We start from the raw sequence: 25,444 nt of genomic DNA on the forward strand, positions 1-25,444 counted from the left end.
TGGCCGGTAACGGCGCGTGACCGCGCGGCCGGGGGGCGTCCCGGTCCGCGCGGTCACGGTCTTGGGGGTGGTGCGGGGTGCGGCGGTGCTCAGCCGAGTTCGTCGGAGAGGAAGTTGCCGCCGTTGTAGGAGCCCCAGCCGGTCACCTTGTCGTAGCCGGTGCCCGCCTTGTAGGCGCCGTTGCTGCCGCTGGTGACGTCGTGGAAGGCGCTCTTGTAGTTGGACGACTGGGCCAGCGCGTAGATGCTGGCGTTGGCGAAGCCGAGCGAGGACTTGCCCTTGGCCTTGGCCTCGTCGTTGTAGATCGCGGTGAAGGCGGCCCAGTTGGGCGCGGCGGCGCTGGTGCCGCCGAACTCCTGCCAGGAGCCCTCGGTGTAGATCGCCCAGCCGGTGCTCGGGTCGGCGTCGGCCGCGACGTCCGGAACGGCGCGGTAGGTGCCGCTGTTGACCGGGGTCTGGAAGCTCGGGGTGGTGAAGTAGGAGGAGACGCCGCCGCCGCTGTCGGACCACGCCTTCTCGGAGCTCCACCCGTTGGAGGAGGTGATCTTGAGGGTGGTGCCGCCCGCGCCGGTGACGTACGGGTCGGACGCCGGGAAGTCGACGGAGGTGCCGCCGTCGCCCGCGTCGTCGGAGCCGCTGTCGCCGGAGGCCGCGTAGATGGACTGGCCCTGCGCGGCGGCCTCCTGGAAGTCGGTGTTCAGGGCGGTGCGGTTGCTGGCGGTCTCCGCGGCCTCGTCCTGGCCCCAGCTGGTGGAGATGTCCGGGACGTCGTCGCTGACCAGCTGCGCGTAGACGGCGGCCTCGCCGGCGTCGCTGTTGGGCGCCTCGTAGACCTTGATGGTGGCGCCGGGGGCGAGCGCCTGGACGACCTCGATGTCCAGCTCGACCTCGTCCTCACCGGACGTGTCGGTGGTGCCGCCGTCCGACTTGACGACCACCGGGGTGGACGGCGTCAGCGAGAACTTCTTGTCGTAGGTGGTGACGTCGGACTGGGTGAAGGCGGAGAACTCCTCCAGCGCGACGGTCTGGCCCGCGCCGGTGTAGCCGGCGCTGATCGAGGAGGTGAGGTTGTAGGCGCCGCGGACCTGGGTCGGGGTGTACCCCTGGACGCTGGCCTTGGAGGTCTGCGGGGCCTTGGCGATGTTCCGGTGCGAGACCGCGTAGTTGGACAGGCCCGAGACGTCGGTGACGGCGGCGGCGATCCCGGCCGGCAGGACCGGCGCGGCGGCGTTGGCGTAGAAGGTCCGGCCGGAGCCGTCCCGGTAGGTGGCGATGGTGGTGCCGAACGCCTTCTGGACCTGGGCGGCGCTGCCGCTGGCCGACAGCGTCAGGCCGTTGGCGGTGACCTTGCCGACAGTCAGGCCGTGGGACTTCAGGTACGCGCTGACCTGGGCGACGGTGGCCGGGGCCGCGCCGAAGCGGTCCGCGAACTGCTTGACCGTCAGGTAGTGCTTGTACTGCGCGGAAGCGGGGTCCGCGACCTCCTTGAGGAAGGTCTGCAGGCCGGCCTGGTCGCGCTGGGCGAGGCTGACCGTGACCTGTATCGACGTGCTCGCGGCCAGCGTGCCGACGCGGGCGGCCTGGGACACGGCCGGCACCACGTCGCCGCGCAGGGCGAGGGTGCCCGGCTGGGCGGCCTGGGCCGGGACGACGGCGACAGCGAGGATCGGCAGGGGTGCTGCGAGCAGTCCGATGGCGTACCGGAGAGGCAACTTCACGGGAGTCCTCCAGGGACAGGGTGCGCGCACGCCTTCCTCGGCCCGGCGGGGCCGAGGATCGGGATGCGCCCGAAGTGGTCGTGTCCACGCTAGAAAGAACGGGAGCCCTCGATAAGCGGGGTAACCCTTGCCACCGATGTGAACCCACTGTGTCCGTGCGTGTCCGCACGTACCAGGCCGGTCCGCGAGCGCACCCCGAGCTTGCGGTACACCCGGGAGAGCGTGCCCTCCACGGTCTTGACGCTGACGCAGAGCACCGCCGCCACCTCGCGGTTGGTGGCGCCGCCCGCGACCAGCTCCGCCACTCGGCGCTCACTGGGCGTCAGTTCCGTTGTCCCGCCCACGCGTTCGCCGGGATCGACGCGATCGCGCTCCTGCCGGACGCGGGCCAGCAGCGGGTACGCCTCCTGGGCCAGGCACAGCTGCTCGGCCTCGGCCAGCACCGAGCGGGCCACCGACCGGCGCCGGGCCCGGCGTTCGACCGCGGCCCAACTGACCAGGGTGCGGGCCAGGTCCAGCGGCAGCGCGACCGTACGCAGCCGCTCGGCGGAGCCGCGCAGCGACTCCACCGCCGCTTCGGTGCGGCCCAGGGCGGCCAGCAGCAGCCCGGCGGAGCGGTCGAGGGCGGCCAGCGCGCCCTCGCCCCAGGCGCGCGGCCACACGGCGGTGATGCCGGCCGCCTCCGCCAGCACCCGCTGGGCCTCGCCGTGGTCGCCGAGCAGCACCAGCGCCTCGGCCAGGTCGGCCAGCCGGCGGACGGTGTCCGGGTCGGCGAGCTCCATGGCCGCGCCCAGTTCGCGGGCGCGCTGGAGCGCCTCGGCGGCCTCGACCGCGCCGTGCACCTCGCCGGTCAGCAGGTGCGCGCCGCCGAGGACGCCCAGGGCGCGGATCTCGAACAGCCGGTCGCCGTCGGCCGCGCAGCCGTCCACGGCGGTCCGGGCCAGCGCCACCGCGTGCGGGACGCTGCCGCCGACGGTCTCCGCCAGCGCCGCCGCGTAGTGGGCCAGCGGCGAGGGCATGCCCGCCCCGTCGAGCAGCCGGGTGCAGCGGTCGGCGGTGGCGACGGCCCGGGCGCAGTCCCCCGCCCGGGCCTGGATCCGGACCTGGGCGACCAGGGTGGCCAGCGACTCCTGGATGGCGCCGGTGGCGACGCCGCGGTCGGCGAGGGCGGCGATCCGGCGCCGGGCCTCGGCCACCCGGTCGGCGTCCAGGTCGGCCAGGGCCCGGCGGCGCAGCAGCGAGGCGCTGGCGGCGGGCCCGGCCAGCCGCAGCGCCGCGGCCAGGGCGCCGTCGGCGGCGTTGGGGCGTCCGCGCATGGACTGGACGGTGGCCAGCAGGCCCAGGGCGTCCACCCGGGTCAGCTCGGCGGGCTGGTCGGCGGGCGGCCCGCCGGGCCGGGCCGCGGTGCCCGGGGCGGGCGCGGAGGCCGCCTGCTCGGCCAGCGCCACGGCCCGGCTGGCCTCGGCGGCGGCCCCGGCGGTGCGCCCGCCGAGGAGTTCCCTGACGGCCGACCAGAAGTGCAGCCGGGCCTGGAGCGCGGGGTCGCCCTGGGCGTCGGCGAAGCCGCCCTCGATCAGCGTGCCGCTGTCGTCCAGGGCCTGCCCGGCCGTCTCCAGCAGCGCCAGCCGGGCGCGGACGCGGCTGGCGGCGTCGGGGGTCTCGGCGAGGACCCGGTCGGCGGCGCGGCGGGCGTCGTCGTGCCGGCCGGCGTCGGCGGCGTGGGCGGCGGCGGCCAGCAGCCGCTGGTGGCGGTCCTCGGAGTCGGCCGCCGGGGTGCGGGCGACGGCGAGCACGGCCAGCCGGTAGGCGGTGTCGGCGGAGCCGTGCCTGCGGGCCGCGGCCGCGGCCTCGGCCAGCGCCCCGGCCACCCGCTGGTCCTCGTACGGGTGGGCGAGCGCCAGGTGACGGGCCCGCTCGACCGGCTCGGTGACGGCCCGGGCGAGGTCGGCGTGCGCGGCCAGCCGCTCGCCGGCCCGGGCGTCCGCGCGCAGGGCTGCGGCCAGGAGCGGGTGGTCCAGCCGCAGTCCGCCGTCGGCGGCGATCCGGACCAGGCCGCGCCGCTCGGCCTCGGCCAGGTCGGCCACCGGCTCGACGACACCCGCGGCGAGCAGCAGTCCGAGGCTGGGCCGGGCGGCGGTCGCGGTCAGCAGCAGGGCTCTGCGGGCGGCCGGGGGCAGGTCGGCGGCCGAACGCAGCAGCCGGGCGCGCAGGCCGGGCGGCAGCGGCAGGTCGTCCGGGTCGGCGGCGTCGGGGGGCTCGAGGCGGTCGGCGCCGTGGTCGGCGGGCGCGGGCTCCGGCCGGCCGGTGTGGCGGGCGGCGGCGCGGGTGGACTCCCGGGCCGACTCCCTTGCCAGTTCGCGGGCCAGTTCCCGGGCGTAGCCGGGGTTCCCGGCGGCGAGCCGGAGCAGCCGCCGCAGCGCGGCGGGTTCCGGGGGGTGGCCGCCGTCGGCGAGCAGGGCGGCGACGGCCTCGTCGGGCAGGGCGGGCACGACCAGCTCGACCGCCCCGGGCGGCAGCGGGTCGGGCGCGGCGTCCGGTCCGGCATCCGGTCCGGAGTCCGCACCCGGGCCGGTGCGTCTGGCTGCGGCCAGCGCGACGCCCAGGTCGGGCGCATGGCGGGCGACATGGGCGAGGACGTCGGCGCTGGCCCGGTCGAGGTGCTCGATCCCGTCCAGGACGAGCAGCACCGGGCCGGTGGTGGCGGTCCGTTCGAGGGTGGCCGCGACCGCGAGCCGCAGGGCCAGCCGGTCCAGGCCGTCCCCCGGGCGGCTGCCGCGCAGCAGGGCCGAGCGCAGCGCCTCGTGCTGGTACTCCGGCAGGTGGGCGTGGGCGCCGTCGGGGAGCGGGCCGAGCAGGTCGATCAGGGCCGCGTGCGGCAGGGCGGCGTCGTCCGGTCCGGGGGCGCAGCGCAGGATCCGGCTGCCGTCGGCGGCGGCCTCCCGGGCGAGGGCGTCGAGCAGCGCGGTTCTGCCGATGCCGTCCGGGCCGGTGAACAGGAGCCCGGCCGAGGGGTGCAGCGCGGTCCTGGCAGCGGCGAGCAGCTCGTCCCGGCCGTACAGGGTGGGTGCGCCGGCCCGGGCGGGGGCCTGGAGCCGCAGGGTGCGCGGGGTGGAGTCCGGTAGGCGGCTACCGTGGTGCGCGGGCGCGCTGATTTCTGTCACTGCTGCCTGCATGGGTTCGTCCGTCCTGTCGTGACTGCATGTCATAGCTGGGCATGTCATGCACCTGACACTCGGGGCCGCACTGCGGGACGTCTACTGCGGAGATCATCTCGCCATCCCAGCGTGCCGCCCGCACCCGCGTCAAGACCGGCGCAGTGTGACGCCGCCCGTACGATCACCCTCAACGGAGCGAACGAGGGGCAGTCGTGGAACACGGACCAGTCGATCTCAACGCGGATCTGGGCGAGGGCTTCGGCCGGTGGCAGCTCACCGACGACCAGGCCCTGCTCTCCGTCGTCACCAGCGCCAACGTGGCCTGCGGCTTCCACGCGGGCGACCCCTCGACCATGCGGCGGGTGTGCGAGCTGGCCGTGGAGCGCGGGGTCCGGATCGGCGCGCAGGTCTCCTACCGGGACCTGGCGGGGTTCGGCCGGCGCGCCATGGACGTCCCGCGCGCCGAGCTGGCCGACGAGATCGCCTACCAGCTGGGCGCGTTGGACCTGTTCGCCCGGGCGGCCGGGGGGCGGGTCGCGTACCTCAAGCCGCACGGCGCGCTGTACAACCGGGTGGTCTCCGACGAGCAGCAGGCCGGCGCGGTCGTGGACGCGCTGCTGGCCTACGCCCGGGCCGACGGCCGGTCGCTGCCGGTGCTCGGCCTGCCCGGCTCGGCGCTGCTGCGGGCCGCCGCCGCGGCCGGACTGCCGGTGGTCGGCGAGGCGTTCGCCGACCGCGGCTACACCCCGGTCGGGACGCTGGTGCCGCGCACCGAGCCGGGCGCGGTGCTGCACGAGCCGCAGACCGTGGTCGACCGCGCGGTGGGCATGGCCAGGGACGGCGCGGTGACGGCCGCCGACGGCAGCCGGATCGCGGTACGCGCACGGTCGCTGTGCCTGCACGGCGACACCCCGGGCGCGGCCGCACTGGCGGGCCGGGTGCGCGCGGCGCTGGAGCAGGCCGGGGTACGGGTGGAGGCGTTCGCATGAAAGCCCACCGGGTCGGCCGCTCCGCACTGCTGCTGGAGCTCGCCGACGACAGTGAAGTCGCCTCCCTGCTGGACGAGTTGACTCGGCGTCAAGAAGCAGGTGAGCTGGGCGCGGTGCAGGAGGTGGTCCCGGCCGCGCGCACCGTACTGCTGGACGGCGTGAGTGAACCGGACTCCCTGCTGCGGCAATTGGCCGACTGGCGACCCACCGCCGCACCGGCCGCCGACGGCCCGCTGGTGCAGGTGCCGACCGTGTACGACGGCGCGGACCTGGCCGAGGTCGCCGCCCGCTGGGGGGTGGACAGCGCCGAGGCTGCGCGCCTCCATTCCGGCTTCGAGTACCGGGTCGCCTTCTGCGGCTTCGCGCCGGGCTTCGCCTACCTGACCGGGCTGCCCGAGCGCCTGTCCGTCCCCCGCCGGTCCACCCCGCGCACCCGGGTTCCGGCCGGATCGGTGGCCCTGGCCGGGGCGTACACCGGCGTCTACCCGGGCGAATCCCCCGGCGGCTGGCAGCTGCTGGGCCGCACCGAGCTGCCGCTGTGGGATCCCGGGCGTGATCCGGCCGCGCTGCTCACCCCCGGCACCCGGGTGCGTTTCACGGAGGCGGCGTGAACCGGACGGCGGCCGGGGGCCGGGCAGCGCGGGTGCTCCGGTCCGGGCCGCTGACGACCGTTCAGGACGGCGGCCGCACCGGCGTCGCCGCGCTCGGCGTGCCCCGGGCCGGGGCCCTGGACCGGCCCGCCCACGCGCTGGCCAACCGGCTGGTCGGCAACGCGCCGGACGCCGCCGCGCTGGAGACCACCCTCGGCGGGGTCGCCCTGCGCGCCCTCGCGCCGCTGGTGGCGGCGGTCACCGGCGCGCCCTCGCCGGTACGGGTGGACGGCAGGCCGGCGGCCTGGGGCGCGCCGGTACGGCTGGCGGCGGGCTCGGTCCTCGAGGTGGGCGCGGCCACCGACGGCGTACGCGCCTATGTGGCTCTGGACGGCGGGGTGGCCGTCCGGCCGGTCCTGGGCAGCCGCTCGGCCGACCTGCTCTCCGGCCTCGGGCCGCCGCCGCTGGCGCAGGGGGACGTCCTGCCGCTGGGCGAGCCTGCCGGACCGCCCGTCCGGATCGAGCCGCTGCCGCTGCCCGCGCCGCCGCGCGAACTGGTGCTGCGGCTGGACCCGGGCCCGCGCGACGACTGGTTCTCCCCGGGGTCGCTGCGGCTACTGGCGGCGTCCGGCTACACGGTCGCGGCCGCCAGCAACCGGATCGGGCTGCGGCTCCAGGGGCCGCCGCTGCGGCGCGCACCCGGGCGGGGCGAACTGCCCAGCGAGGGCATGGTGCTGGGCGCTGTGCAGGTGCCGCCGGACGGACTGCCGGTGGTCTTCCTCGCCGACCATCCGACCACCGGCGGCTACCCGGTGATCGGGGTGGTCCCGGCCGCCGACCTGGCCGCAGCCGCACAGGCCGCCCCCGGCATCTCCGTCCGCTTCGCGGTCACCGAGCAGCAGCGCCGCCGCTGACCCGCGCGGACCGGGCCCGTCCGAGACGGCCCAGCCCGCCGCCGCAGGACGGCCGCCCTGCCGGACCGGGACCTGCCGGGCCGCTGCCCCGGGGCCCGGGCGGGTGCCCCGCCGGGCGTCAGCCGACGGCCCGCAGGGCGGGCGCGGGCACGCCGTGCTCGGCGCGGGCCTGCGCCCGCTCGGCCAGGATCTCCCGGTAGTGGTCGAGCAGCTGATCGCCGACCGACTCCCAGGTGCGTCCGACCACCTCGGCCCGCGCCGCCGCGCCGTAGGACGCCCGGGTGGCCGGGTCGGCGGCCAGGCCGGTCACGGCGCGGGCCAGCGCGGCCGGGTCGCAGGGCGGGACCAGCAGCCCGGTGCGGTGGTGGTCGATCAGGTCCAGCGGCCCGCCGATCGCGGGCCCGATCACGGCGACGCCGCTGGCCATGGCCTCCTGGACGGTCTGGCAGAAGGTCTCCATCGGGCCGGTGTGCACGAACATGTCCAGCGACGCGTACAGCGCGGCCAGTTCGTCGCCGGAGCGCGCACCGAGGAACAGCGCGTCCGGCAGGGCCTCCCGCAGCGCGGGCGCGCTGGGGCCGTCGCCGACCACGACCAGGGTCACCCCGACCTCCCGGCCGACCCGGGCCAGCAGGTCCACCCGCTTCTCCGGGGCGAGCCGGCCGACGTAGCCGACCAGGACGCCCCGGTCGGGGTCGCCGCCCCCGGCGGCGATGAGGCTGCGGCGCAGCTCCTCGTCCCGGTGGCAGGGGTCGAAGCGGACCGAGTCGACGCCGCGCCGCCAGATCCGCACCCGGGGTACGCCGTGGGCGGTGAGGTCCTGCGCGGCGGGTGTCGAGGGGGCCAGCGTGCGGTCGGCGGCGCGGTGGACGGTGCGGATCCGCCGCCAGGCCGCCGCCTCGCCGATGGTGCTGCCCGCCCGGTAGGCGCGGGCGTACCCGGCCAGGTCGGTCTGGTAGACGGCGACGGCGGGCAGGCCGAGCCGCTCGGCGGCGGCCATGGCCCGGGCTCCCAGGACGAAGGGGCTGGCCAGGTGCACCAGGTCGGGGCGGTGGTCGGCCAACAGCTGTTCGAGTCGGCGGCTGGGGAGGGCGAGCCGTACCTGCGGGTAGCCCGGCAGCGGGAGCGCGGGCACCCGGACGACCGGGCAGGGGTCGGCGGCTGCGGGGGCACGGCCGGGCTGGGCGCGATCACGAGCGGTTCGTGGCCGCGCCGCACCAGGTGCTCGGCGGTGCGCAGGACGGAGTGGGCGACGCCGTTGACATCCGGCGGGAAGGATTCGGTGACGATGACGACACGCATGTCTGCGTTGTTCCGATGCGCGGGGTGCACCCGGCCACCGGAATCTGTCGAACTGACGAACGTCGGCCCAACCCTCACCGCACCGCCCGGGGAGGGCTCCGCGCGGGCGCTCCGAGCGGGTGGTCCGGGTGGCGGAACGGGCGTGTCAGGGGCTGCGCCCGGGACCGGTGTGATCAGCTGCGAGGGCTGGGCCCGATCACGGGTGTCACGGAAGGGGTCGTATGCGCGTCGCCGCCTCCTGGAGAGTCCCGCTGCCGGCCGTGGCGGTGCTGCCCGTGCTCCCGGCCCTGCTCGCCCTCTCCCTCGCCGCCGGGCAGCCGACCCACTCCGGGGCCGCCCGTCCGGTCGGCGCGCCTGCGGCCGCCGCCGGGACACTTCCGCTGGCAGGCCGGACGGTGGTGCTGGACCCGGGGCACAATCCGGGCAATGCCGACCATCGGCGGCAGATCGCCGCGCTGGTCGACGTCGGCAACGCCCGCAAGCCCTGCAACACCACCGGGACGGCCACCGACAGCGGCTACCCGGAGGCCCTGTTCAACCTGGACGTGGCGCGCCGGGCCCGGGTGCTGTTGCAGGACCTGGGCGCGCGGGTGGTGCTCACCCAGGACGGCGACCGCCCCTGGGGGCCCTGCGTGGACGAGCGGGCGGCGATCGCCAACCGGGCGCACGCCGACGCGACCGTCGCCATCCACGGCGATGGCGCCCCGGCCTCGGGCTACGGCTTCCAGGTGATCCTGCCCGCGCCGGTGGTGGCCGGGATCGCCGACAACGCGGCGATCGTCGCCCCGTCCCGGCGGCTGGGCCTGGCGCTGCAGTCGGCGTTCCGCTCGGCCACCGGCGAGCCCTTCTCGACCTACCTGGGCGGCGGCACCGGCTTCACCGTCCGCAGCGACCTCGGCGGGCTGAACCTGGCCCGGGTGCCCGCGGTCTTCATCGAGTGCGGCAACATGCGCAACCCCGGGGATGCGCAGCGGATGATCACCACGTCCTGGCGGGAGGCGGCGGCGCGGGGTGTCGCGGACGGCATCGCTGCGTTCCTGGAGCAGCCCGGCCCGGCTGCGGCGCGCGGCTGACCGCCGTTCTCAACCGGCGGTCTCAAGCGGCGGTCTCAACCGGCGCTCAGCCGGCCCCGGACGGCGGCGTGGACCTCGGCCTCCTCGCCGGGGTCGGCGGCCAGCCTGCGCAGCCGGTCCAGCACCCGGACGTCGCCCTTGGTGAGCACATGGCGGGCGGCCAGCTCGCGGGTGGACTCCTCGCAGTCCCAGAGGCACTCGACGGCCGCACCGGTCGGGAAGCACGCGTCGGTGGCGGCGAGGCTGCGGGCGGCCGCGCCGCGCAGCTGTGAGCTGCTGGTCTCGGCGTAGATGTGGCGCAGCACGGTGACCCCGGCGACGGCCGCCAGCCGTCCGACGCCCTCGACCAGGACGGTCAGCCCCTCGCCGTCGACACCGTCGGCGAAGATGCCCCGGCGCAGCGCGGCCACCACCAGCGGGCCGTCCTCCGGCGAGCCGCAGGCCGCCAGCAGCCGGGCGGCGGCGTCGGCCAGCGGGCCGCCGTCCGGGTCGGCCGCCCACAGCCGGGCGCGTTCGGTGATCCGCGCGCCGCGCATCCGGGCCAGCGTGCCCAGGGCGAAGGCGGCGATGCGGTGCGAGGCGTCCACGGCGGCCCGTTCGACCAGGTCGGGGGCGTCCTCGTGGTCGTGGTCGGTGAGGTGGCGCAGCGCGGCGCAGCGGGCGCCCTCACGGGCCGACCCGGCGGATTCCAGCAGCAGCGGCTGGTCGTCCGGCCCGGCGACGGCGGCCAGGCAGCGGGCGGCGGCGGCGACCCGGCGCTCGAAGACGTCCTGCGGCGCCTGCGGCTGCTCGTCGGCCCAGGCCAGGACGGCTTCGGTGCTCCAGGCGGGGGCCGCGCCGGAGCGGTCCAGTTGGCGCTGCCACAGGTCGAAGGGGGCCTGCTCGGTGGCGGCGGCCACCCGGGCGTGGGTCTGCGCCCACAGGTGCCAGGGGCGGGGCTCGTAGGCCTCGCGGACGGCCGCGCGCAGGGCGGCGTCACCCTCGGGGCCGTGCGCGAAGCGGTTCAGTACGGGCTCGGCGAGGTCGAGCAGGGCCCGGTCGTCGTCCCACAGGGCCAGCTCGTCGAGGGCCCAGGCCCAGTTGCTGCCGACGGCGGCGTAGCGACGCAGCAGCAGCAGGGCGTCGCGGCGGCCGTAACCGGCCAGCCGCCCGAGGACGGCCAGGGCCAGGCCGGTGCGGGACTCGTGCTCGTCCAGCAGGTCGTCGACGTGGAAGAGGTGCTCCTCCAGGCCCTGGAGCGGGGCTTCCAGCTCCATGTAGAGGCGGGCGTAGTACAGGGACCGGTTCTCCACCTGCCAGTCCCGCCTGGGGTCGCGGGTGACGCACTGCTCCAGAGCGGCGAGAGCATCGGCGCGCTCTGCCGCCAGAGCGTGCAGGGTGCCGTCCCCCCGGCCCCGCTGGAGCAGGCCGAGAAGGGAGGCGCTGGGCGCTATCGCGGGCTCGAACATGAGGTCAGCATCCGTTGCGGCGGTCCTGGTGGCAAAGGGATTTCCGTGCAGCCGGTCCGGCGGGGCCTCCCGATGGGGCTGCCGTCGCCGACTGGCGGAGTCCGCGACGGTGGCCGCGAACGGATTGTGGCACCGGCCGACGGTCGCCCGCCAGCCGGAAGCACGGAATCGTACCGTCCGCACGCGCGGACGTGCACCTTTGACGCCGGACGCGACACCGGGTGACCGGCGGGTCACACCAGCCGCGGTGCGGCGGGCTTGGGCATCGCCTTGCGGATCTCCGCCCGCAGCTCCTTCACCTCGCTCAGCTGTTCGTAGCGCCCGGCGAGCCGGTACATCTCCCGCAGCCGGTCCCAGGTGCGGTGCGAGGACATCTCGCTGGTCGAGCTGAGGGCCATCCGGGCGAAGCGGTCGGCCTCGTCCGGTCGGTTGGCCAGGTAGCAGGCCGAGGCCATGGAGAGGTAGTCGAACAACTTGGACCGGTCGTGGCCCTCCCCGCGCAGGTCGATGGCCTGCTGGGCGTGGAACTGGGCCAGCGGTGCGGCGGAGGCGTCGTGCTCGGCCAGGGTGCGGTAGGTCAGCGCCTCCATGCCGTGCAGGTCGGCCCGGTCGAAGAACTGCAGCCAGCTGGGCCCGGCCTCGCCGGTGTCCTGGGCGAAGAGGTCCTCCGCCTCGCCGAGGGTCCGCCGGGTGGCCTGGGAGCGGCCCATGGAGGCGTACGCCCAGGCTTCGACGGTGCGCAGCATGGCGCTGGTGCGCGGCAGGGTCGGCTCGCCGCTGCCGCTCTCGGCGACCCGCATCAGGTCCAGCGCGTCGACCGGGCGGCCGAGGTGCACCATCTGCCGGGCGGCCCGGGAGAGCGCCTCCCCGGCGCGGGGCTTGTCGTCGGCCTGCCGGGCGGCGTGCACGGCCATCACGAAGTACCGCTGCGCGGTGGGCTCCAACCCCACGTCGTGCGACATCCACCCGGCCAGCACGGCCAGGTTGGCTGCGACCCCCCACAACCGCCGTGCCAGCGCCTCGGGGTGGTGGTACGTCAGCATCCCTCCGACCTCGTTGAGTTGGCCGACCACGGCCTTGCGCTGCAGCCCGCCGCCGCGGCGGGCGTCCCAGGCGCGGAAGACGTCCACCGACGCCTCCAGCGACTCGACCTCGTCCAGGCCGACCGGCCCCGCGTCGTAGAAGTCGCCGACGGCCAGCGCGGCAGCGCCCGGTCGGCGCACCTCGGCGGCGGAGCCGACGCCGGAGTACCCGGCGCCCCACTCCTTGCCGGTCATCCAGTCGTGCAGGGGTCCGGCGATGGCGGAGCCCGCCGCCAGGGCGGTGCTCGCCCCTATCAGTCCGCGTCTGTTGAGCATGAGGTCCATTCCCGTGAACTCGGTGAGGGCCTCCGCGGCGCGCTGCGGCTCCAGGGGCGGATCGTCCGAGGCGGGATCCCCGCTCCGTACTCGTCCCGAACCTGTCTGCCGGTGTCGCTGGAACCCGAGGTCCTCAGTGGTGACAACACGGCCGAGCCGCTCGGTGAACAGGGCGGCCAGCACCCTCGGCACGGGATCGCGCGGCGTCTCACCGCGGTCGATCCAGCGACGGACCCGTGAGGTGTCGGTCGACAGCTGCTGCTGTCCGGCTGCGGCACCCCGCCGGTTGACCAGTCGCGCCAGCTCGCCCTTGGACCAGCCCGTAAGGGCGAAGAGGTCGGCGAACTGGGTGTTTGGTCCTCTGCTCACGTCAAGCCCCCAGGTTCCTCGGCTGATCCGAGGCTAGCCAAGCGGCATGTGCCAGGCGAGCATTCGCCATGCTTCGCCAGGGTCCGCCAGCTGATGCGCCATGAACGTTCTGGTGTCAGGTAGGAAAGCGCCACCCCGCCCCTGGTGAGCCGGGAGTTCCCGGACCGCCGAGGGGGTGTGGCGCAAGGGGTGGCGCGGCATTGGCGGGACGCCAGTGACCGGCCCGGCCTACGCACTCCCCAGGGTGCGCCGACCGGGGCGGACCGGGCCGAACGGCGCCGACCGGCGCCCGCGCCACCCCGGCACCATCGCGGCGGGCCACCCGGCCCAGCCGGCGGCAGCCCGCCAGGAAGGGATCAGGAACCCCCATGTACTCTCCCTCGCTCTCCCCCGTGTCTCCGTCGGCCGTCCGGGTGTCCCCGCCACGCCACCGCCCGCGGCCGGGGCCGATCCGCGCAGCGACCCGCGCGGCGAGGGGCGGCCCGACGCCCGCCCGGAGATCCGGCCGCGCGAGGCCCACGGCCAGCCGCAGCTGCGCGGGGTGCCGGCCCGGGTGGGCGTGCCGGGCGCGCCGCGGCGGATGGCCATGCCGCAGCCGCCCGCAGCCGCGCCCGGGCTCGACGGTCCGGCCGAGAGGTCCCCGGCACTGCGGGCGGCGCTGGCCAACATCGTCCGGATATGTCCCGCGTTCACGCCGCGGGCGCTGCTGCTGGAGGACGAGCGGCACATCCTGGTCGCCGGGACGGCCGGGCGCACGCCGGTGGTGGCCAAGTGCCTGTCCGCGCACGGCTCGCCGGCCCGGCAGGTGACCCGCAGCGCGCTGGAGACCGCCGAGCTGTTCCGGCGGGAGGTCGCGGCCTACCGCGCCTTCGTCCGGCACCGCCCGCCGGCCCGGCTGCCGAAGCTGGTGGCCGCCGACACCGAGCGCTGCGTGCTGCTGCTGGAGCGGATCCCCGGGCGCCCCGCCTCCCGGGAGCGACACCCCGTCAACACCCCGGCGCCCGGCGAGGTGCGGGCGATCCTCGGGGCCGTCCGGGCGCTGAACCTGTGGCGGCCGCCGATGGGGACCTTCACCGCCCCGCTGGACTACACCCGGGAGGTGGCCCGGTACCACGCCCTGGGCCTGCTGACCGACCGGGACGCCGGCGACCTGCAGCAACTGCTGCACGGACTGGCGCACACCGCCCGGCAGTTCTGCCACGGCGACGCGCTGCTCAGCAATGTGGTGCTGGCACCGTCCGGGCCGGTGCTGGTCGACTGGGAGCAGGCCGGCTGGTACCTGCCCGGCTACGACCTGGCCACGCTGTGGACGGTGCTCTCCGGCGACACCGCCGCCCGGCGGCAGATCAGCCAGGCCGCGCAGGCGTCCGGGACGCTCCCCCGGGACGCCTTCCTGGTCAACCTGATCCTGGTGCTGATGCGGGAGCTGCGCAGGCACGACCTCCCGGGCGCGGGCGAGGAGCAGCGGATACTGGTACGGCGGCTGCACGAGGACGCCGCGCTGGCCCGGCGCGCGGTCCGGGCGGCGGTGGGCACCCGGTAGGGCCCGGGCCGTCAGGCGCGGGCCCGGCCCGGGGGTTGACCCCCCGGGCGGCCGGCCCCGGTGCGCTGCTCAGGTGCGGAACATGTCCGCGGGCAGCGGCTTCAACAGCTGGTACAGGTCGTCCGTGATGGGCCGGTCCCAGGTGGTGACGGTCACCTGGATGTCGTCGCTGCTGCCGAACTGGACGCAGGCCACCCGGCTCTCCGACAGCTTGACCTTCTTCACGATCAGCAGGTCGTCCCCGAGCATGACCGGGAAGTCCTCGGTGTCCACCACTCCCACGGGCTCGTCGTTGCCGATCGCGGCGAGCAGCTGGCGGACCTCGAACGGCACGCCGTCCTCGGGCTCGCGCGCCGGGGAGCCGGCCCGCAGATTGCCGATCAGCATGGACGGGCCGCGCCCGCCGAGGAGGTCGTAGCGCAGGAAGATGCCCTGGCAGCTGCCGTCCTCCGGGTCGGCCAGCAGGGCCGCCCCGAAGTCGCCGGGCCAGTCGCCCGGGTCCATCGCAAGTACGTCGAAGTCCGGACCTGTGGGTGTGCCGGAGCGGCGGCGGAGAAAGGCCATGCGCCCATCGTACGTGGCTGCCCGGGCCCGCTCCTCCCGGTCCCGCCGAGCGGCGTTCGTACCCGGACCGATGTGTCCATGCTGCGAGACGCCGAGTTGACGCACACATCACGTTCCGAATACGGTCGGCGACATGGAGAGATCAACGCGGCTCACCAACAGGGGGCACATCGACCTCCTGCGTGTGGCGTCCGCAGCCTGTCGCTGACATCCACAGCGCGTTGCCGTGTACTGCTCCGGCGCGCATCCTTCCCCCTTTATTGTTTTTCCCAAGAGCACGTCTGCGGGGCCATTGCTGGACGGCCCCGTGGGCGGGCCTGTTCACCCCGCCGCGTGGGGGCGTGTGGGGTGCGGGCCACAGGTGGCGCCGCGTCGACCCCGTGGGGGTGGTCGACGCGGCGCCCGCCACCATGCGCGCCACCGCCCGCAGTCGGCCGAGCGGGCCGCCGCCGACCCGCGAGTGCCTCCAGGGCATGCCGCAGGGCCGCCACCGGTCGGGTGACGGCCCTGCGGTGCGTGCGGGTGGGTCAGGTCAGGTCGAACTCGCCGTCACGCGCGCCGAGGACGAACGCGCGCCACTCGGCCGGGGTGAAGATCAGCGCCGGGCCGTCCGGGCTGCGCCCGTCCCGCATGGCGATGTAGCCCTCAACGAAGGCGATCTGCACGTCACCCACACCCTGGCTGCTGGACAGCCACTCGGCCCCGCTGAGGTCCAGCTTCGGCTTCTTGCCGTCGAACCCCTCGTCGTGCGGACCGCGCTGGGTGAGAACCCCGCCTGCCGCCTTGTCACCGAAGAATGAGTCACTTGCCACGTCTGATGCTCCTCCCGTCCTGTGATCCGACTGTAACGTCCCGGATGGGGCCGGGAGGAGTGCTTTCACACGATCCGGTCGCACTGGTCCCCTTCAGCTGGACGGCCGGTCGGCTCCGACCAGCCACATCGAGAAGAACTGCGCGCCGCCGCCGTAGGCGTGACCCAGGGCCAGCCGCGCCCCCTGCACCTGGTGCTCCCCGGCCCGGCCGCGCACCTGCAGGGCCGCCTCCGCGAAGCGGATCATGCCGGAGGCCCCGATCGGATTGCTGGAGAGCACCCCGCCGGAGGGGTTCACCGGCAGCGCGCCGTCCATCTCGGTGACGCCGGACTCGACCAGCTTCCAGCCCTCGCCCTCGGCGGCGAAGCCCAGGTTCTCCAGCCACATCGGCTCGTACCAGGAGAACGGCACGTACACCTCGGCCACGTCGATCTGCCGGCGCGGGTCCACCACCCCGGCCTGCCGGTAGACGTCGGCGGCGCAGTCCTTCCCGGCCTGCGGGCTGACGTAGTCCTTTCCGGCGAAGATGGTCGGCTCGCTGCGCATGGCGCCGCCGTGCACCCAGGCCGGGGGGTGCGGCGCGCGGGCCGCACCGGCCTCGCCGGTCAGCACCATGGCGCAGGCGCCGTCGGAGGAGGGGCAGGTCTCCGAGTAGCGGATCGGATCCCACAGCATGGGCGCGGAGCGCACCTTCTCCAGCGTCAGGCCGTGCTCGTGCAGGTGCGCGTACGGGTTCCGCAGCGCGTTGCGGCGGTCCTTGAAGGCGACCAGGGAGCCGATGTGGTCGGGGGCCCCGGTGCGGCGCATGTAGGCGCGCACATGGGGCGCGAAGAAGCCGCCCGCCCCGGCCGTGAGCGGCGCCTGGAACGGTACCGGCAGCGACAGCCCCCACATGGCGTTGGACTCCGACTGCTTCTCGAAGGCGACGGTCAGCACCGTGCCGTGGACCCCGGCCGCCACCAGGTTGGCGGCGACCAGCGCCGTCGAGCCGCCCACCGAGCCGGCGGTGTGCACCCGCAGCATGGGCTTGCCGACCGCGCCCAGCGCCTCCGCCAGGTACAGCTCGGGCATCATCACCCCCTCGAAGAAGTCCGGGGCCTTGCCGATGACCACCGCGTCCACCTCCGCCCAGGTCAGCTCGGCGTCCTCCAGGGCGCGTACCGCGGCCTCGCGGACCAGTCCGGCGATGGAGACGTCCTGTCGGGCGGCGACGTGCCGGGTCTGGCCGACGCCGACGACTGCGACCGGCCGCCGGGCGGGGCCCGCTGCGAGGCTGGGGCTCATCGCTCCTCCTCCGCTTCCAGGACGGCCACCAGGTTCTGCTGCAGGCAGGGCCCGGAGGTGGCGTGGGCGAGCACCCGGCGGGAGTCGCCCCGGTGGATCCGGGCGGCGGCCTCGCCGATGCGGATCAGCCCGGCCGCCATCACCGGGTTGGCGGCCAGCGCCCCGCCGGAGGGGTTCACCAGGGCCGCGTCGTCCAACTCCAGCGCGCGGCGCAGCACCACCTCCTGCGCGGTGAACGGCGCGTGCAGTTCGGCGGCGTCCAGCGGCGCGTCGAAGGCCCCGGCGCGGTCGGCCGCGAGCCGGGTGGAGGGCGAGTCGGTGAGGTCGCGGCTGCCGGGCTGGTGCGCCTCGATCCGGTGGTCGATGCCCCGGATCCAGGCCGGCCGGGGGTGCAGCGCCCGGGCGGCGTCCCCGGCGGCCAGGACCACGGCGGCGGCGCCGTCGCTGACCGGCGGGCAGTCGTGGCGGCGCAGCGGCCGCACCTCGTAGCGGCGGCCGAGCAGCGTCTCGGGGTCGGCGCTGCCGCGCAGTTGGGCGTGCGGGTTGTCCTCGGCGGCGCGGCGGCTGCGGGCGGCGATCGCGGCCAGGGCCGGTTCGTCGGTGAGGCCGGCGTCGATCAGGCTCTGCGCCTGCAGGGCGGCCAGGGCGACGGCGTCGGGCCACAGCGGCGCCAGGGTGTACGGGTCGAGCTGGCGGGTGAGCACGTCGCGGACGCTGCCGGGCGAGGACTTGCCGTAGGAGTAGACCAGGGCGGTCTCGGCCTGCCCGGTGCGGAGCTTGACCCATGCCTCGTACAGGGCCCAGGCGCCGTCCATCTCCACATGCGATTCGGAGATCGGCGGCCAGGCGCCGACGCCGTCCAGGGCCATGGTGAAGGAGAAGGCGCGCCCGGCGAGGTAGTCGCTGCTGCCGGAGCAGGTGAAGCCGATCCGGTCGGTTGTCAGTCCGGTCTGCTTGAGTACCTCCTGGAGCACCGGGAGCACCAGCTCGACCTCGGACAGCTGGTCGGTGCTGCGCCGGTGGACGGTCTGGGCGAAGGCGACGACGGCGATCTCGGGGGGCGCGTCGGCGGTCACATCCACCTCCGGTAGGTCTCGGGGTCGGCGTCGGGTTCGCCGGTGGGCGCGAAATGGCTGATGGCGGCGAGGCTGGGATTGGGCGTCCCGGCATGCTGCCGGTCGTCCCGCCATACCGCCCGCACCCGCTGGCCGACATGGACCCGGTCGTGCGGCACCCCGCCGATCCGGGCGTGCAGGCCCACGTGCGCGCCGTCCAGCAGGACGTAGGCGTAGCAGTAGGGGACCTCCACATCCAGGCCGCGGGCGGCGATGTTGACGATGCAGAAGGTGGTGACGGTGCCGGTGTGCGGGAGTTCCAGCTGGTCGGTGGTGGCCCGGCCGCAGGTGGGGCAGACGCCTCTGGGCGGGATGTACACCCGGGTGCATCCGGGGCAGCGCTCGGCCAGCAGCCGCCGTTCGGCCAGGGCGGTCAGGAAGCGGGACTGGGCCGCGCCGGGGGTGTGCACGTACTCCAGCCGGGCGGGCAGGGTGACCCGGGTGACGGGCTCGACGCCCGCGAGCGCGGGTACGGCGGCGGCGAGCAGCTCCGCGGCGGTCCTCACGGCTGCGCCTCCTCGGTGGGAAGCCCGGCGGCGGGGGCCTCGGCGGCGGGAAGCCCGGCGGCGGCGGATGCGGCGGGGGCCTCGGCCGGGACGAAGCAGGCGATGTCGGTGACGGCTCCGGTGCGCTGCTCGGCCCAGCGGACGGCCACCCGCAGGCCGGTGCGGACGGCCCCCGGGTCGCCGGAGCCGGGCGGGGGCGCGTCCAGCACGTGCAGCAGGGAGGTGTCGGCGCCGTCGAGCCGGACCAGGACCCAGGCGAACGGGGCGGGCAGCGGGTACTGCGGGCGCGGGCGCTCGTTCCAGGCCCAGGCGGTGACGGTGCCGGTGTCGGCGAGCCGGACCAGCTGGTCCAGTTCGGCGGCGGTGACCGGGTCGTACTCGGCGGGCGGGCACAGCACCCGGCCGTCGCTGCCGCGCACGCCGAGGACGACGCGTTCGCGCAGCCCGGTGAGGAAGGCCCCGATGACCGGGCCGGTGGAGCGGGTGAAGGGGAACTCGACGATCAGCGGGGCGCTGAGCACGGGCATGGGGCCTCCTAGTGGCGGCGGTAGACGGGGGCCCGGTGCTCGGCGAACGCGCGCGGGCCCTCCTTGGCGTCCTCGGTGGCGAAGACCGGCCAGCCGATCTCCAGCTCCCGGGCGAGCCCCTCGCTCTCGGCCAGCTCGGCGCACTCGTACACCGAGCGCTTCACCGCCTCCACGGCCAGCGGGGCGGCCGAGTTGACGGCCTCGGCGAGTTCCAGGGCGCGCTTGAGCGCGCCGCCGTCCGGGACGACGCTGCCGACCAGCCCCATGTCACGGGCCTCGGCGGCGGTGCAGCGGCGGCCGGTGAGCAGCATCTCCAGGGCGTGGGTGCGCGGGATCTGCCGGGGCAGCCGCACGGTGGAGCCGCCGATCGGGAACAGTCCGCGGCGCACCTCGAACAGCCCGAAGCTGGCGGACTCGGCGGCCACCCGGATGTCGGTGCCCTGGAGCATCTCGGTGCCCCCGGCGACGCAGACGCCCTCGACGGCGGCGATCACCGGTTTGCGCGGCCGGTGGTGCCGCAGCATGGCCTTCCAGTGCAGGTCAGGGTCGGCGGCGAGCCTGGCCCGGTGGCGGTCGGCCTCGGGGCCGGTGAATCCGCCGCCGGCGAGGGCTTTCAGGTCCATTCCGGCGCAGAAGGCACCGCCCGCCCCGGTGAGCACAAGGGAGCGGACCGAGTCGTCGGCATCGGCTTCGAGCCAGGCGTCATGGAGCCCTACCAGCATAGGAATCGAGAACGCGTTCTTTGCCTCTGGCCGATTGAGGGTGAGGACCAGCGTCGCCCCGTACCGCTCGGTGATGAGGTGTTCGGTGCCGCCCATCCGGGGTTCCCTTCTGCGGACCAGGGGAATGCATGGCTCAGATCTAGAACAGGTTGCAGTCTTGCGGACGGGTTTACAAGGGCGACTCCACGAACAATTTCCGGCGATCCGGACTATGGAGTTCTCCGGTTCCCCCTCCTACTCTCCGGCCATGGAATTCAACCTGGCCGACCTGTTCGAGCATGCGGTTGACCTCTTTCCGGAGCGGGAGGCCGTCAGCTGCGCCCGCGCCGACGACCCGGCCGTGCAGCGACGGACCTTCGCCGAACTGGACGAGCGCGCCAACCGGTTGGCGCACCACCTCGCGCAGGCCGGGGTCGGCCCGGGCGACCGGGTCGGGGTGTACGCGCTGAACTGCGCGGAGTGGGTGGAGTCGCTGCTGGCGGTGTGCAAGCTGCGCGCGGTCTGTGTCAACGTCAACTACCGCTACGTGACCGACGAACTGGCCTACCTGCTGGGCATGGCGGAGCCGGTGGCGCTGATCTACCAGCAGCACTGGGCGGCACGGGTGGCCGAGGTGGCGCCCGGCCTGCCCGGGTTACGGCACCTGATCGTGGTGGAGGACGGCTCCGAGGCCGCCGCCGGCCCGGCAGCCGCCCGCTACGAAGAGGCGTTGGCCTCCGGCAGCCCGGCGCGGGACTTCGCGCCGCGCTCCCCCGACGACCACTACCTGCTGTTCACCGGCGGCACCACCGGGCTGCCCAAGGGGGTGGTCTGGCGTCAGGAGGACGTCTTCTTCGCCCTCGGCGGCGGCATCGACGTCACCAACGGGCACCGCATGGCCACCCCGGAGGAGATCGCCGGCACCGGCCACGGCCACCCGCTGACCTTCTTCCCGATCGCCCCGCTGATGCACGGGGCGACCCAGTGGGGCCTGATGCAGCAGCTGTTCAAGGGCAACCGGGCGGTGCTGCTGGACCGCTTCGACTCCCGCCGGATCTGGGAGCTGGTGGCCGCCGAGCAGGTCAACATCGTGATGATCACCGGCGACGCCATGGGCCGCCCCCTGGTCGAGGCCCTGGACGAGCCCGGCGCCGACTACCGGCTGGGCTCGCTCCTGGGCCTGGTGAGCAGCGCCGCGCTGTTCTCGGCCCCGGTCAAACGGCGCTTCCTGGAGCGCTTTCCCGGCCTGTACCTCAGCGACGCCATCGGCTCCTCCGAGGGCGGTGCCGGCGGCATCAGCCAGGGCGGGGCCGGGACCGACGGCGGCGGGGTGACCACCACCGCGATCGGCGACTCCGACGTGGTGGACGAGGACCTCCGTCCGCTGCCGCCCGGGGTGGTCGGCCGGCTGGCCCGGCGCGGCAACGTGCCGCTGTGCTACCTGGGCGATCCGGACCGCAGCGCCGAGGTGTTCCGCACAGGTCCGGACGGGCGGCGCTACGCCGTGCCCGGTGACTGGGCCCGGCGCGAGCCGGACGGCCGGATCACGCTGTTGGGCCGGGGCTCGTCCTGCATCAACTCCGGCGGGGAGAAGGTCTTCCCGGAGGAGGTGGAGTCGGCGATCAAGGCCCATCCGGGGGTGTACGACACGGTGGTGGTGGGCGCGGCCGACGAGCGCTGGGGGGAGACGGTGGTGGCCGTGGTGCAGCCGCGGGCGGGCCACGAGGGCCTGACCCTGCGGCAGATACAGGACCACTGCCGGGAGCGGATCGCCGGGTACAAGGTGCCGCGGCGGCTGCACCTGGTCGCGGAGGTCCAGCGCACGCCGACCGGCAAGCCGGACATGCGCTGGGCCCGGCAGGTCGCCGGCTCCGGCTGACCCCCGCGCCCGCGCGGCGGCGGCTACGGGCGCGGGGGCGCGACCGCGGTGGCCGGGAGTCCGTGCGGAGGGGCGTCGGCCAGCGTCACCCGCTCGCCGCCGGGGCCGCGGCGCACCGTGAGCCGGAAGCCGAAGCCCTGCGGGCCGACCCGCTCCGGCTCGAAGGCGATGTGCGCGAACGCCGCGTCCGGGGTGCTCGCGGCGGCCAGCCGGTCGATCTCGACCTCCACCCGGGCCCACTCCTGCGCCGGGACGTACTGCCGCATGATGGAGTGCCAGACCACGGTGAGGGTGCCGGGCTCCAGCCGGACCCCGGCCAGGAAGTCGGCCGCGCCGACCCGGTCCACCCGCGCCGGGATCCGGGCGGCGAGTGCCAGCGCCCCGGCCAGGCGGGCGTGCCGGGCGGTCTGGTCGGGCCAGACGTAGGCGCGCAGGGCCAGCGCCCCCGACTCCGACAGCGGGTCGATCGGCGCCGGGTCGCAGCCGCGCCGCTCGACCACGTCCAGCCGGGGCAGGTCGGCGGCGGCCGTGGACAGCCAGCCGGGCGCGCCGTCCGTCCAGGCGTCGGCCAGCACGACCGGGGAGTCCTCGGGGCCCCAGGCGTAGCCGTCGGCGGCGGTGCAGCGGAAGTGGTCGGCGCGCAGGTTCAGCCCGGCGCTGGAGCCGAGCTCGAACAACCGGACCGGCGCCCGCTCCGGGCCGGAGGCGTACAGCAGCCCGGCCAGCAGCAGATTGGACCGGCCGACCTCGTTGGTCTGCGGCGGCCGGGTCATCCAGTCGCGGACCCACGGCAGTTCGGCGGCCACCGCCGCCCGGAACGCCGACCAGCAGGCGTCGGCCCGGCTCGGGTCGTAGCGGCCCCCGGCGCTGGGGTAGTGGACGGCCAGCTCGGGCGCCCGGCCGCTGAGGACCAGCGCGTGCACCCCGCCGGCCAGGCGCAGCGCGATGGCGTCGGGGCCGGGCGCGTCCTCGTACCCGGCGACGGCCTCGGCGCACGGGCCTCCGGAACGGACGTCGGCGGCGGCCCGGGTCAGCAGGTCCGCGTACAGCCGCGAGCCCAGGTCCGCGCAGGCGCGGGCCTGCCACTCGACCATGGCTGCGGCGCGTTCACGGGATTCTTCGGCGGTCATCGGCACTCCTCGGCGGACTGCTGATGATCATGCCCGGTGCCCGTCGCCGCCGCACCCCGGATTCCCGTGAGCTGGGTCACGGGGGCGGGCGCGGCGGCCGGTGAAGCGGTCAGCCGTTGGCGAAGGGGCCGAAGGCGAACAGGCCCACGCCGAGCCCGCTCAGCCCGACCGCCAGCCCGACCGCCACGAAGCAGGAGCAGAAGACCAGGCCGAACACGGTGCCCACGGCCGTGCCCGCCACGCTGCCGCCGACCTGGACGGCCTGCTGCGGCCGCTCCGGCAGGTAGCGCACCTGGACGAAGTCACCGGCGACGATCGGGCCGCGCGGAGTCTCCTCGATCCGGATCTGCTGCCCGTCCACCGTGGTGAAGCCGAGGATCACCCGGCGCCTGGAGGAGCCGTCGGAGCTGCGGGTCACATACGCCTCCAGGCAGCGCGCCTCGGCGGTGAGGCCGTGGCTGAGCGCCCGGCCGCGCCCCACCGCGCGGCGCAGCAGGGTCACGGCCATCACCACGCCGAGGACCGCGAACAGGAATCCGACCAGGCTGAAGACAGCGCCCATGGCGCCGATGCCGTCACTCATGACATCCCCCGTGTCTCGGCCGCCCGGGCAGATGCGGGCGGCGTCCGGACTGAATGATGCCGCACCGGTGGCCGTGGTTCCCGCCCGGCCCCGGACGCCCGGAATCCCCTTGCAGCGGCCCGCGCCGGACGCCTACCGTGGCGGCGTCGCGCCGTCGTCGAAAGGGACCGCCATGTCACCCCGGCTCACCGCCGTCGCCCCGCTGGCCTCGGCTCTCGCCGACCCGGAGCGGCTGCGGCTGTTCTCCCGACTGGTCCTCGCCGGGCCGGACGGCCTGGACCCGGCCGAGCTGCGCGCCGAGGGCGCGGCGGCCGTCCGGCAGGTGCAGCGGCTGGCGCAGGCCGGGCTGGCCGACCTCGGGCCGGACGGCCGGGCCACCGCCCGGCCGGATGCCTTCGCCACGGCTCTGGGCAGCGCCGACCGGCAGCCCGGGGACGAGGTCGCCCAGCTGTTCCGGGACGGCCGGCTGACCGCCGTGCCGGTCCGCCCGGCGCTGCGGCGCGCCCTGCTGGAGCACCTGGCCGAGCGGGTCTTCGAGCCCGGCACCGGTTACACCGAGCCCGAGGTCAACATCGCCCTGCGGCAGTACTGGGACGACTTCCCGGCGCTGCGCCGCTACCTGGTCGAGGGCGGCCTGCTGGAGCGCTCCGCCGACGGCCGCCGCTACCGGCTCGCCGCCCGGCCCGGCACCGGAACGGGCAGCAGCGCCGACACGGCCAGCGGCAGCGCCACGGTCGGCGGGCCGGTCACTCCGGCGGCATGAGCGCCAGCAGCTCATGCGCGGTCATGCTGCCGGGGGCGCGCCCCTCGCGGGCGAAGCCCACGGCCAACCGCTGCAACAGGTCGTTGACCGGCGTCCCGAGCCCCGACTGCCGCCCGAGCAGCGCGATCTCGCCGTTGAGGTAGTCCGATTCGGTGGTCCGCGCGCCGCGCGCCAGGCTCTGCCAGGTGGAGCCGCCCCGGCGTTCCGCCCCCGCGATCGGCTGGACGCGCATCCGGTCCCCCAGCACCTCGGCCCGTTCGGCCGGGTCGCTGAAGGCGATCCCCGCGGCGGTCAGCACCGCCTCGCCCTCGGCCCTGGCCCGCCGGCACAGCTCCTGGACGTCCCGCTGCCCGCTGCCCTCCCGACCGACGACCGCTTCAACGGCGTTGGCGAGGTTGCTCAGCAGCTTGCCGTACTTCCAGCGCATCACGTCGGGCACGGCGGGGGCGTGGAAGCAGCTCGCGGAGAGGTCCTCGGCGATCTGCTCGATGGTGCGGTCGACGCCGCCGGGGTAGCGGCCGACGGTCAGGATGCCGCTGAGCGGCGCGCAGTGCGCGACCACCTCGCCGGGGTCGAGGTGGGTCGCGGGCAGCCAGACGCACATGCCGTACACCCGGCGGAACAGCCGCAGCGCGACCCGCTCGTTCTCGACCGCGTTCTGGGCGCAGACCACGGGCAGCAGGTCGGCCGCGAGGCCGCCGCCCTCGACCGGGCGGGCGCCCCACTCCGCCAGCACGGCGGCCGTGTCCTGCGACTTCACCGCGAGGACCAGCACGTCGTCCGGCCGCAGCGGCAGCGCCTGCGGTCCGTCGACGGCGGGTACGGACAGGGTGCGCGTGCCCTCCTGGGGAGTGGTCAGCCGCAGGCCGCCGTCGCGCAGGGCGCGGTAGTGCGCGCCCCGGGCAACCAGCACGGTCTCCCGGCCGCTCTCGAAGAGCCGTCCGCCGATGGTTCCGCCGACGGCCCCGGCGCCGATGATGACGTATCGCATGGCCTGAGCCTGCCAGTCGGACGGCCCCGGCCCAAGCCCGCCGCCCCGTTCGACCGGTCGCCCACCGGGCTGGGCAGATCTGCGACGGTGGTGACATAACGGTGCGAACACGTTTTGCTGGGAAGTATGA

Annotated in this window: 20 protein-coding genes and 2 pseudogenes; 8 read left to right on the forward strand and 14 right to left on the reverse strand. The window is 75.6% G+C overall.

Annotated elements, in window-relative coordinates; genetic code table 11:
* Positions 1-89 precede the first annotated feature (89 nt).
* Entirely contained in the window at positions 90-1,718 is a 1,629-nt protein-coding gene (locus GXW83_RS19340) for a protease pro-enzyme activation domain-containing protein (RefSeq protein ID WP_182444281.1), read from the reverse strand.
* Between the two features lie 89 nt (positions 1,719-1,807).
* Positions 1,808-4,879 carry a LuxR family transcriptional regulator gene (locus tag GXW83_RS19345; protein WP_182444282.1) on the reverse strand — a complete coding sequence of 1,024 codons (3,072 nt, stop codon included), beginning with the start codon at positions 4,877-4,879 and terminating at the stop codon, positions 1,808-1,810.
* A 206-nt stretch (positions 4,880-5,085) separates the two neighbouring features.
* Here GXW83_RS19345 and GXW83_RS19350 point away from each other — a divergent pair, with 206 nt between their 5' ends.
* The 3 genes from GXW83_RS19350 to GXW83_RS19360 are packed head-to-tail and all read left to right on the forward strand — an operon-like array spanning position 5,086 to position 7,366.
* Positions 5,086-5,862 (forward strand): LamB/YcsF family protein, encoded by a 777-nt coding sequence (locus tag GXW83_RS19350; RefSeq protein WP_182444283.1) that lies wholly within the window; start codon positions 5,086-5,088, stop codon positions 5,860-5,862.
* Entirely contained in the window at positions 5,859-6,473 is a 615-nt protein-coding gene (locus tag GXW83_RS19355) for an allophanate hydrolase subunit 1 (protein ID WP_182444284.1), read from the forward strand. Before GXW83_RS19350 ends, GXW83_RS19355 begins: the two co-directional genes overlap by 4 nt.
* Positions 6,470-7,366, forward strand: a complete 897-nt coding sequence (locus GXW83_RS19360; RefSeq protein ID WP_182444285.1) for a biotin-dependent carboxyltransferase family protein — start codon at positions 6,470-6,472, stop codon at positions 7,364-7,366. Before GXW83_RS19355 ends, GXW83_RS19360 begins: the two co-directional genes overlap by 4 nt.
* A gap of 118 nt (positions 7,367-7,484) precedes the next feature.
* Here the strand turns inward: GXW83_RS19360 and GXW83_RS19365 are convergent.
* A pseudogene (locus GXW83_RS19365) lies at positions 7,485-8,668 on the reverse strand (glycosyltransferase family 4 protein).
* 221 nt (positions 8,669-8,889) lie between these two features.
* Between GXW83_RS19365 and GXW83_RS19370 the strand changes: the two are divergent.
* Entirely contained in the window at positions 8,890-9,741 is an 852-nt protein-coding gene (locus GXW83_RS19370; protein ID WP_182444286.1) for an N-acetylmuramoyl-L-alanine amidase, read from the forward strand.
* Positions 9,742-9,776: 35 nt separating this feature from the next.
* Here GXW83_RS19370 and GXW83_RS19375 read toward each other — a convergent pair whose 3' ends face one another.
* Both GXW83_RS19375 and GXW83_RS19380 read right to left on the reverse strand, forming a co-directional pair.
* Positions 9,777-11,189, reverse strand: a complete 1,413-nt coding sequence (locus tag GXW83_RS19375; RefSeq protein WP_182444287.1) for a HEAT repeat domain-containing protein — start codon at positions 11,187-11,189, stop codon at positions 9,777-9,779.
* Positions 11,190-11,422: 233 nt separating this feature from the next.
* Positions 11,423-12,916 (reverse strand): hypothetical protein, encoded by a 1,494-nt coding sequence (locus GXW83_RS19380; RefSeq protein ID WP_182444288.1) that lies wholly within the window; start codon positions 12,914-12,916, stop codon positions 11,423-11,425.
* A gap of 499 nt (positions 12,917-13,415) precedes the next feature.
* On the opposite strand from GXW83_RS19380, the gene GXW83_RS19385 reads away from it, so the two are divergent.
* Positions 13,416-14,459: an aminoglycoside phosphotransferase family protein gene (locus GXW83_RS19385; RefSeq protein WP_370466883.1), complete on the forward strand. Its 1,044-nt coding sequence runs from the start codon at positions 13,416-13,418 to the stop codon at positions 14,457-14,459.
* 69 nt (positions 14,460-14,528) lie between these two features.
* On the opposite strand, the gene GXW83_RS19390 is transcribed toward GXW83_RS19385, so the two are convergent.
* Positions 14,529-15,023 carry a hypothetical protein gene (locus GXW83_RS19390; protein ID WP_182444289.1) on the reverse strand — a complete coding sequence of 165 codons (495 nt, stop codon included), beginning with the start codon at positions 15,021-15,023 and terminating at the stop codon, positions 14,529-14,531.
* A gap of 133 nt (positions 15,024-15,156) precedes the next feature.
* Between GXW83_RS19390 and GXW83_RS35375 the strand changes: the two genes are divergently transcribed.
* Entirely contained in the window at positions 15,157-15,231 is a 75-nt protein-coding gene (locus tag GXW83_RS35375) for a putative leader peptide (RefSeq protein ID WP_370466884.1), read from the forward strand.
* Positions 15,232-15,550: 319 nt separating this feature from the next.
* Here the strand turns inward: GXW83_RS35375 and GXW83_RS19395 are convergent, their stop codons facing one another.
* From GXW83_RS19395 to GXW83_RS19415, 5 genes and pseudogenes are all read right to left on the reverse strand, one after another.
* Positions 15,551-15,835 carry a DUF397 domain-containing protein gene (locus GXW83_RS19395; protein WP_225447107.1) on the reverse strand — a complete coding sequence of 95 codons (285 nt, stop codon included), beginning with the start codon at positions 15,833-15,835 and terminating at the stop codon, positions 15,551-15,553.
* A 93-nt stretch (positions 15,836-15,928) separates the two neighbouring features.
* The gene (locus tag GXW83_RS19400) at positions 15,929-17,119 is read right to left on the reverse strand and encodes a thiolase domain-containing protein (protein WP_182444290.1); all 1,191 of its coding nucleotides are present in this window, start codon (positions 17,117-17,119) and stop codon (positions 15,929-15,931) included.
* Positions 17,116-18,195 carry a thiolase domain-containing protein gene (locus tag GXW83_RS19405; RefSeq protein WP_225447108.1) on the reverse strand — a complete coding sequence of 360 codons (1,080 nt, stop codon included), beginning with the start codon at positions 18,193-18,195 and terminating at the stop codon, positions 17,116-17,118. Before GXW83_RS19405 ends, GXW83_RS19400 begins: the two co-directional genes overlap by 4 nt.
* Positions 18,192-19,267 (reverse strand): annotated as a pseudogene (locus GXW83_RS19410) (Zn-ribbon domain-containing OB-fold protein). The gene GXW83_RS19405 and the pseudogene GXW83_RS19410 overlap by 4 nt, the downstream one beginning before the upstream one ends.
* A gap of 8 nt (positions 19,268-19,275) precedes the next feature.
* Positions 19,276-20,085, reverse strand: a complete 810-nt coding sequence (locus GXW83_RS19415; protein WP_182444292.1) for a crotonase/enoyl-CoA hydratase family protein — start codon at positions 20,083-20,085, stop codon at positions 19,276-19,278.
* Positions 20,086-20,236: 151 nt separating this feature from the next.
* On the opposite strand from GXW83_RS19415, the gene GXW83_RS19420 reads away from it, so the two are divergent.
* On the forward strand, positions 20,237-21,847 hold the full coding sequence (locus tag GXW83_RS19420) for an acyl-CoA synthetase (protein ID WP_182444293.1): 1,611 nt from the start codon (positions 20,237-20,239) through the stop codon (positions 21,845-21,847).
* 23 nt (positions 21,848-21,870) lie between these two features.
* On the opposite strand, the gene GXW83_RS19425 is transcribed toward GXW83_RS19420, so the two are convergent.
* Both GXW83_RS19425 and GXW83_RS19430 read right to left on the reverse strand, forming a co-directional pair.
* The gene (locus GXW83_RS19425; RefSeq protein ID WP_182444294.1) at positions 21,871-22,977 is read right to left on the reverse strand and encodes a DUF2332 domain-containing protein; all 1,107 of its coding nucleotides are present in this window, start codon (positions 22,975-22,977) and stop codon (positions 21,871-21,873) included.
* A 109-nt stretch (positions 22,978-23,086) separates the two neighbouring features.
* Entirely contained in the window at positions 23,087-23,560 is a 474-nt protein-coding gene (locus GXW83_RS19430; protein ID WP_182444295.1) for a DUF3592 domain-containing protein, read from the reverse strand.
* Between the two features lie 172 nt (positions 23,561-23,732).
* Between GXW83_RS19430 and GXW83_RS19435 the strand changes: the two genes are divergently transcribed.
* Positions 23,733-24,323 carry a DUF2087 domain-containing protein gene (locus GXW83_RS19435; RefSeq protein ID WP_182444296.1) on the forward strand — a complete coding sequence of 197 codons (591 nt, stop codon included), beginning with the start codon at positions 23,733-23,735 and terminating at the stop codon, positions 24,321-24,323.
* Here GXW83_RS19435 and GXW83_RS19440 read toward each other — a convergent pair.
* Positions 24,307-25,314 carry a ketopantoate reductase family protein gene (locus GXW83_RS19440; RefSeq protein ID WP_182444297.1) on the reverse strand — a complete coding sequence of 336 codons (1,008 nt, stop codon included), beginning with the start codon at positions 25,312-25,314 and terminating at the stop codon, positions 24,307-24,309. The genes GXW83_RS19435 and GXW83_RS19440 overlap by 17 nt on opposite strands.
* Between the last annotated feature and the right edge of the window lie 130 nt (positions 25,315-25,444).

Source organism: Streptacidiphilus sp. PB12-B1b, assembly GCF_014084125.1.
Taxonomy (GTDB): Bacteria; Actinomycetota; Actinomycetes; order Streptomycetales; family Streptomycetaceae; genus Streptacidiphilus.

Excerpts from the sequence above, each read along its gene's own strand:
- GXW83_RS19425 (WP_182444294.1), bottom strand. The coding sequence starts at position 22,977 with ATGACCGCCGAAGAATCCCGTGAACGCGCCGCAGCCATGGTCGAGTGG.
- GXW83_RS19400 (WP_182444290.1), bottom strand. The coding sequence starts at position 17,119 with ATGAGCCCCAGCCTCGCAGCGGGCCCCGCCCGGCGGCCGGTCGCAGTC.
- GXW83_RS19355 (WP_182444284.1), top strand. The coding sequence starts at position 5,859 with ATGAAAGCCCACCGGGTCGGCCGCTCCGCACTGCTGCTGGAGCTCGCC.
- GXW83_RS19390 (WP_182444289.1), bottom strand. The coding sequence starts at position 15,023 with ATGGCCTTTCTCCGCCGCCGCTCCGGCACACCCACAGGTCCGGACTTC.
- GXW83_RS19430 (WP_182444295.1), bottom strand. The coding sequence starts at position 23,560 with ATGAGTGACGGCATCGGCGCCATGGGCGCTGTCTTCAGCCTGGTCGGA.
- GXW83_RS19420 (WP_182444293.1), top strand. The coding sequence starts at position 20,237 with ATGGAATTCAACCTGGCCGACCTGTTCGAGCATGCGGTTGACCTCTTT.
- GXW83_RS19375 (WP_182444287.1), bottom strand. The coding sequence starts at position 11,189 with ATGTTCGAGCCCGCGATAGCGCCCAGCGCCTCCCTTCTCGGCCTGCTC.
- GXW83_RS19435 (WP_182444296.1), top strand. The coding sequence starts at position 23,733 with ATGTCACCCCGGCTCACCGCCGTCGCCCCGCTGGCCTCGGCTCTCGCC.
- GXW83_RS19370 (WP_182444286.1), top strand. The coding sequence starts at position 8,890 with ATGCGCGTCGCCGCCTCCTGGAGAGTCCCGCTGCCGGCCGTGGCGGTG.
- GXW83_RS19415 (WP_182444292.1), bottom strand. The coding sequence starts at position 20,085 with ATGGGCGGCACCGAACACCTCATCACCGAGCGGTACGGGGCGACGCTG.
- GXW83_RS19440 (WP_182444297.1), bottom strand. The coding sequence starts at position 25,314 with ATGCGATACGTCATCATCGGCGCCGGGGCCGTCGGCGGAACCATCGGC.